1 protein-coding gene is annotated in these 635 nt (G+C 71.2%); it reads right to left on the bottom strand.

The genetic code is table 11. The features are described 5' to 3' along the window. The coding region (locus tag ACFQZY_RS19145) for an acyl-CoA dehydrogenase family protein (RefSeq protein WP_377419148.1) at positions 1-635 on the bottom strand (635 nt) is incomplete at both ends.

Genomic DNA, 635 nt, shown 5'->3' with positions numbered 1-635 from the left:
GCGGCGCGCAGCATCTGCCGACCGATGACCAGCTGCTGGATCTGGGTCGTGCCTTCGTACAGGCGCAGCAGGCGCACGTCGCGGTAGAAGCGCTCCACCGGGTACTCGTTGATATAGCCCGCGCCGCCATGCACCTGCACGCCGCGGTCGGCCACCCGGCCCACCATCTCGGTGCAGAACATCTTGGCGCACGAGGCCCGCATGGCCACGTCGGCGTCGGCCACGCCGGGGCCGCCCTTGGCGTCGTAGCGCTGCGCCACGTCCTGCACCAGCGACCAGCCCGCCAGCAGCTCGGCCTGCGAGTCGGCCAGCATCGCCTGCACCAGCTGGAACTCGCCGATCGCCTGGCCGAACTGCTTGCGGTCACGCGCATAGGCCACCGTCTCGTCCAGGATGCGCCGGGCCATGCCGCAGGCCACCGCCGAGATGTGCAGGCGCCCGCGATCGAGCACCTTCATCGCCGTCTTGAAGCCCTGGCCCGGCACGCCGCCGATGATGCTGGCCGCCGGCACGCGCACGTTCTCCAGGATCACGTCGCAGGTCTTGGTGCCGCGCTGGCCCATCTTCTTGTCCACCTTGCCCAGGCGCAGGCCCGGCGCGTCGGCCGGCACGATGAAGGCGCTGATGCCGCCCGC

The organism is Ramlibacter sp. GCM10027632 (genome assembly GCF_042675325.1).
GTDB lineage: Bacteria > Pseudomonadota > Gammaproteobacteria > Burkholderiales > Burkholderiaceae_C > Ramlibacter.
This window is presented reverse-complemented; position numbering and strand designations above follow the sequence as displayed.